Source organism: Psychrobacter sp., assembly GCF_036731945.1.
Taxonomy (GTDB): Bacteria; Pseudomonadota; Gammaproteobacteria; order Pseudomonadales; family Moraxellaceae; genus Psychrobacter.
In genome coordinates, this window is record NZ_DAINDI010000047.1 from 1 (window position 1) to 4,715 (window position 4,715).

A 4,715-nucleotide genomic window follows, 5' to 3' on the forward strand; every position below is an offset into this window, starting at 1 on the left:
CAATATCCCTGATACCGCCCGCGCCAAGCTTGATATTGTCCAAGTCTTCACGCTGAGCGACTTGATTTTGAATCAGAGACTTCATTTCTCTGAGGGCCGAAAAAGCACTATAGTCAACGTAATAGCGAAACACAAAAGGCTTAATCAGCGCTTGTATGTCGTCAAAAAACGGCTGTTCTATGTGCCCAACCACACGCGCTTTGAGCCACGCAAAACGCTCCCATGCCCGCCCATGCTGGGCAAAGTACTTCTGCAATGCGGATAAATGAATCGCCAAATCACTGCCATCGCCCCACGGACGCAAACGCATATCAACCCGAAATACAAAACCATCAGCGGTATTGTTATCGAGTAGCCTAATAATGCCTTGCCCAAGTCGGGTCATAAAACGCTTATTATCAATACTGCGCGTGCCTTTTTCTTTGTCACCGTCCGTTTCACCGCGCGCCTGATGGACGAAAATCAGGTCGATATCACTGGATAAATTCAGCTCATGCGCGCCAAGCTTACCCATTGCCATAATCGCCATATCATCGATTTGCACATTACCTTTGGCATTAATAAAGGTCGGTTGCCCATATTGCACAATCAGCTGCTGATAGGTATAGTCTTTGGCAAATAAAATACAGCCATCGGCAAAATCAGACAGCTCATCGGTCAATTGCTCAAGCTCAATCATGGCCAAGGCATCTTGCCAAATCCAGCGCATCATTAGCAGCATACGCAAATGCCGCAAACCACTCATTACCTTGTCTTCATGGGCAAGCTGATAATTCTCATCCAAGGTATAATCTTGAATCAAATCATCAATTTGCTGGCGCGTTAACGTGCTCTGTAATGGATAACTGCGCAAAAACGTCTGGCAAGCGCCCGTTCGACTTTGCCAAACCTGATAAGCAACCTCGCTGCAGTCTGTAGCACTTGTAGCTGCTCTGGGCTAGGCTGAAAGCCTGTACTACTAGGCATGGTAGATAGCATAACGACGACAACTCCTTGCAGCATAAAGCTATAAAAACCACATCAATCGCAAAAATTATTTTTACAATATTAACGCGGCTATAAACAATCTTATTTTAGGATTTTTATAGTAGCATAAATCCTCAGCCATGCTACTGACAGCACTTTACTGACTAAGAACTGACGAACATAAGAAAGTTTTGCGAATAATGCTACAATAGCCAATACTTAAAAGGACTTAAAATCTAAACCTAGAAATCTTGAGTTTTAAACACTTTGAGTCTTAAAAATCTTGAGACGCTGTGTTTTTTCTTTATCCTCATTCATCATAAGTGACACCGCGATTATGACGACCACAACCCCGCTATTATTAATTACTGCTGATCCCAGCCATCCGCTGGCTCATCTGGCGCTACGCTATGCGCGTACCTATCTAGCAAACACTGGCACGACCAATAATGATGAGACCGATAACAGCGATAATAATGAAAACGTGCCTGCGCCATTGAATATTTTTTTCTATGCCGACGCCGCCAATACCGCCAATCGCTTGCGCTGGCAGTCAGCAGACCAGATGAATATCACTAAAGAGTGGCAAAAGCTTGCTGAGCAATATCAATTGACACTGCCCGTTTGCGTCAGTACAGCGCTTAGCCGCGGTATTTCAGATAGTGAAAATAGTACCCGTCATCAGTTAAATAGCGAAAATCTGGCCGCTGGTTTTAAGCTGGTAGGACTGAGTGAGCTTGCCATGATGATGCAAGGTGACTGTCGTTTACTGCAGTTTTAAACAGCGTTTTGCATGACAACTCGCTGTCAAAACAGCCAACCTAATAATAACCAGATGAATAATAGTGGTTGGCGATAATCAGATTAGGAATACATCATGAAATTACTCATTCGCTTGCACACAGCTACCGAGATGGCAAGCTATGAAGGCTGTGCGCTGGCTTTAACCTTAGCGACTTTTGGTCATGAGGTGCAGCTGTATTTGGATGCGCCGGTCTTTGGTTTTTTAATGCAGCCTGAATCACGTTTGCATGGCATGATTCAGTCGCTTGAGTTATATGATATGCCAGCCGCTTGGTTACCGGACGATGTGTTTAGCGGTTGGCTTGCGGGCATGTTACCGGCAGATTTGGCGACGCAGCTGACCTTAATACCAGAGGTGGTAAATTCGCAAGAATTTGACCAGATTCTGGTCTTTTAGTAGCAACTTTTTGGGCTAGGACGAATTTACATTGTTAATATTTATTTTAATATGACAACAAATATAGTAAGTAAGCGGACACGATTATGGCAACTTTATATCAATTACATAGCAGCATGGATACGCTCAGACGCAGCACAGAACAAATGGCATCGACGTGGCGTGCGGGTGACAGCATTATATTATTGGGGACAACGGTCGCTTTTATTGACTGGTTTAATGCTTATTTGGAAGACCTTGAGGACATCGAAACAAAAGATGTAGCGGCAATTTATGCCCTCGCTGAGGACGTAGCGCAGCTGAACGATAATACAGTAGCAAAGCTCAATTTATCCGCCAAATTAACGGCTGTTTTGAGCGATGATGAATGGGTCGCCTTAACTCAAAATACTCATGCGAATGGCGCTACCTTTGATAAAGTGGTAACAATTGCTCTATGACAAACTCTAAAGATGATATTACACCTGCTGAGAAGATGACTGCAGTGGACTTAGACCAAGACGGGCATTTATGCGACCATACGATTTGGACGCCTGCGATTGCGCAGCAACTTGCTGGCACTCTAGATGTGACTCTACGTGCTGAACATTTAGCCATCTTACAGCAGGTACGCGCATTTTTTACCAAATTCAATCACGCGCCAGCGACCCGCCCGCTGATTAAATGGCTACAGCAAACCTTGCCTGAACATGACATCAGCAATCAAAAGCTCCAGCAGTTATTTAATACGGGTTTGGTTGCCCGTCATGTCAATCGGCTTGCAGGCTTGCCAAAACCGCCAAATTGTTTATAAAGCACGTGGTTTATAAAAAAAGCAGTAAAAAAGAGGTTAAAGAAAATCAGTCATTTAATTTTCTTTAACCTCTTTTTATTCCAACCACCCTGCTAGCTTCTTTATCTCTGCTCTATTTCTGATCATAAACTGCTAAGGTGTCATAACCGATACTGCGACCTTCATCGCCGTCAAACCCTTGCTGTCGCCAAACCTCATACAAGCATATTGCCACGCTATTAGACAAATTTAAACTGCGCGAATCCGCCAGCATTGGTAAGCGTAGCCAATTATCAGCGCCGATATCGGTACGGATATCCTCTGGCAGCCCTGCCGTTTCAGAACCAAAAACCAGCGCCACATGATGTAATGATGGGCTATTAGACGCACTGCTATCTAAATGCTGAGTTGTTTGCCTGCTAAAATCATAGTCATAAAACGGTTTACTCAGCTTGGTCGTCAGCGCGGTGATAATACCGCAACCAGCCGCTTGTAGCGCTTGCTTGGTCATTGCCCAATCGTCATGTACTTGCAGATGAGCGTATTCATGATAATCGAGACCTGCGCGGCGTAGCTTCTTATCATCGAGCTCAAACCCTAACGGCCTGACTAAATGTAACTGCGCCCCACTATTGGCACATAAGCGGATAATATTGCCAGTGTTGCTAGGCATCTTTGGCGCTACTAACACGATATGAATGGTCATACAAACTCCATAAATGATTTAAGCGTTTTGTCTAAACGTATATAACAGACGTAATCAAAAGTTACAGTTTACTGCCAATAATTACATTTTGATACTGGGCACTGATTTTAACTTTGATTATCATGACCCTAATGGATAGCGAGATAATTTAAAAACATTGTCCTTGTATCCTGTAACCCCTCAGTGAAACTTATGTAAAACGCTAAGTTCCATTGTTATGACTTATAACACTCTATCTTTTTGAGGAAAAATTATGAAAAAATTAGTTATCGCTTCTTTGACTGCTATGTTTGTACTAACTGGTTGCAACACTTTTAAAGGTCTAGGCCAAGACGTATCAAGTGCTGGTGGCGCTGTCACCGGTACTGCACAAGACGTACAAAACAAAATCTAAGTCTGAGCCTTTTTAGACTTATATTAAAGAAGCTTATCATTTGGTAAGCTTCTTTTTTTATCTGCCCACTTTATAAAAATACTCTTAATATCTGATTAAGATACCTTCTACCCAATGCTGTTGGCTGTAGGTGCTCATTATCATCTATCAATAGTCCTTGCTTAATAAGTTGATTTACTTCTAGAGCAATATTGTCATAGCTCAGCCCTGTCCGAGCTTCGAACAATGACCACGCCACGCCTTCATGCAAGCGTAGAGCGTTAAGCATAAACTCACTAACCAGCTCATCACTCGCAATTGCCTGCCAGCCGACCATTTTTGGCGTTTTGTGCTGGGCTGCTTCTTGGTAGCCGATATAGTCTTTAGGCATACGAGATTTGCTAAAGCGATAAATACCCGTCTCTGCTAATACCTTTTTCAATACCTCATCAGACACTTTATCAGCCGTTAATGTTTGATTTCCATATTTATCATCAATGGTGACTTTACCGTGCGCGCCCGCCCCTATTGCCAAGTAGTCGCCAAACTGCCAATAATTGACGTTATGACGGCAAGGTTTATCAGACGCGCCTGCCCAAGCCGATATTTCATAATTGTCATAGCCCAAACGTTCAAGCAATGTCTGCCCCGCTTGCTCAATATCTGCCAAACTATCTTCATCGGGTAAAATCGGCTG

The 4,715-nt window shown here is 43.4% G+C and carries 6 protein-coding genes and 2 pseudogenes; 5 read left to right on the forward strand and 3 right to left on the reverse strand.

The features are described from left to right. A pseudogene (locus tag V7D75_RS10160) lies at window positions 1–978 on the reverse strand (bifunctional [glutamate--ammonia ligase]-adenylyl-L-tyrosine phosphorylase/[glutamate--ammonia-ligase] adenylyltransferase); the annotation flags it as partial. A gap of 325 nt (window positions 979–1,303) precedes the next feature. Here V7D75_RS10160 and tusD point away from each other — a divergent pair. The 4 genes from tusD (at window position 1,304) to V7D75_RS10185 (ending at window position 2,960) form a co-directional block, all read left to right on the forward strand. Continuing rightward, complete coding sequence (gene tusD / locus V7D75_RS10170) at window positions 1,304–1,747, forward strand: sulfurtransferase complex subunit TusD (protein ID WP_333614469.1); 444 nt, start codon at window positions 1,304–1,306, stop codon at window positions 1,745–1,747. Window positions 1,748–1,843: 96 nt separating this feature from the next. Beyond that, window positions 1,844–2,167, forward strand: coding sequence for a hypothetical protein (locus V7D75_RS10175; RefSeq protein ID WP_333614470.1), 324 nt, complete (start codon window positions 1,844–1,846; stop codon window positions 2,165–2,167). A gap of 86 nt (window positions 2,168–2,253) precedes the next feature. Beyond that, window positions 2,254–2,607, forward strand: coding sequence for a hypothetical protein (locus V7D75_RS10180; RefSeq protein ID WP_333614471.1), 354 nt, complete (start codon window positions 2,254–2,256; stop codon window positions 2,605–2,607). Further along, a complete protein-coding gene (locus tag V7D75_RS10185; RefSeq protein ID WP_333614472.1) occupies window positions 2,604–2,960 on the forward strand; it encodes a TusE/DsrC/DsvC family sulfur relay protein in 357 nt (118 codons plus the stop codon). Before V7D75_RS10180 ends, V7D75_RS10185 begins: the two co-directional genes overlap by 4 nt. Window positions 2,961–3,072: 112 nt before the next feature. Here the strand turns inward: V7D75_RS10185 and V7D75_RS10190 are convergent, their stop codons facing one another. Continuing rightward, on the reverse strand, window positions 3,073–3,645 hold the full coding sequence (locus V7D75_RS10190) for a tRNA (cytidine(34)-2'-O)-methyltransferase (RefSeq protein ID WP_333614473.1): 573 nt from the start codon (window positions 3,643–3,645) through the stop codon (window positions 3,073–3,075). 253 nt (window positions 3,646–3,898) lie between these two features. Here V7D75_RS10190 and V7D75_RS10195 point away from each other — a divergent pair, with 253 nt between their 5' ends. Beyond that, on the forward strand, window positions 3,899–4,039 hold the full coding sequence (locus V7D75_RS10195) for an entericidin A/B family lipoprotein (RefSeq protein WP_289050264.1): 141 nt from the start codon (window positions 3,899–3,901) through the stop codon (window positions 4,037–4,039). 70 nt (window positions 4,040–4,109) lie between these two features. Here the strand turns inward: V7D75_RS10195 and V7D75_RS10200 are convergent. Continuing rightward, window positions 4,110–4,715 (reverse strand): annotated as a pseudogene (locus tag V7D75_RS10200) (radical SAM family heme chaperone HemW); the annotation flags it as partial.

Excerpts from the sequence above, each read along its gene's own strand:
- tusD (WP_333614469.1), top strand. The coding sequence starts at position 1,304 with ATGACGACCACAACCCCGCTATTATTAATTACTGCTGATCCCAGCCAT.
- V7D75_RS10175 (WP_333614470.1), top strand. The coding sequence starts at position 1,844 with ATGAAATTACTCATTCGCTTGCACACAGCTACCGAGATGGCAAGCTAT.
- V7D75_RS10190 (WP_333614473.1), bottom strand. The coding sequence starts at position 3,645 with ATGACCATTCATATCGTGTTAGTAGCGCCAAAGATGCCTAGCAACACT.
- V7D75_RS10180 (WP_333614471.1), top strand. The coding sequence starts at position 2,254 with ATGGCAACTTTATATCAATTACATAGCAGCATGGATACGCTCAGACGC.
- V7D75_RS10185 (WP_333614472.1), top strand. The coding sequence starts at position 2,604 with ATGACAAACTCTAAAGATGATATTACACCTGCTGAGAAGATGACTGCA.
- V7D75_RS10195 (WP_289050264.1), top strand. The coding sequence starts at position 3,899 with ATGAAAAAATTAGTTATCGCTTCTTTGACTGCTATGTTTGTACTAACT.